Raw genomic sequence first — 726 nt, forward strand, 5'->3', positions numbered from 1 at the left:
GACCTTTTCAATGTCCAGCGTCGGCTCTTCGATCACCGCTTCGCCGTCGCCGGCCTCTTTCGCCGCCTGCCGCTTGGCCAGCGCGCGCTGATAAGCCAGACGCCGCGCGGCAACGCTCAGGCCCCGTACGAAAGTGGCCTCGATCACCAGCCAGAACATCAGCAGGTACAGGGTGTTGATCAAACGGTCGCTGAGTTTCAGCGCGGTGTAGTAGTAGCCGAAGCACACCGCGACAAACAGGGCGATCGGCAGCAGGGTGAACATCACTCCGACGGCTTTGCGGAACAGCGAAGCGTTCTGGTGCGTCGGGCTGCTGATCAGCAGGCGACTGAGCAGCCACGCCATCAAGGCGTAGCAGGTCAGCACCACCGGCATGCCGAGCACGTCATCAGCCAGCGCCGCTGGTTGCAACTCGGCGACGGCCACCACGGCCACCAGCGCCATGACCACAAGGCCCAATCGACGCACCCAGCCCTGAAGGAACTCGACCTGCGGCTTCTCCCAGCGAAAGTGCAATTCCGCCACGCCACCCGGCGCAAGAATCCGGTACGCGGTGTAGAACACCAGCCAGGCCTGGCCCATCTGCAACAGCGCCGCACCCATGTTGGCGTTCTGCCCGCGCGCGTCGATCTGCAGGGCCAGGCCGCACAGCGCCAGACCCAGCGCCACCGGCATCGCCAACAGGATGTTGATCAGAATCGCCTGCGGCGTGTGCCACTGGCTGTC

At 64.7% G+C, this 726-nt stretch carries 1 pseudogene; it reads right to left on the reverse strand.

Annotated features, from left to right (window positions below):
- Nucleotides 1-726 (reverse strand): annotated as a pseudogene (locus tag OQK_RS01230) (mechanosensitive channel MscK); the annotation flags it as partial.

It is taken from the genome of Pseudomonas sp. R62 (assembly GCF_000257605.1).
Classification (GTDB): domain Bacteria; phylum Pseudomonadota; class Gammaproteobacteria; order Pseudomonadales; family Pseudomonadaceae; genus Aquipseudomonas; species Aquipseudomonas atacamensis.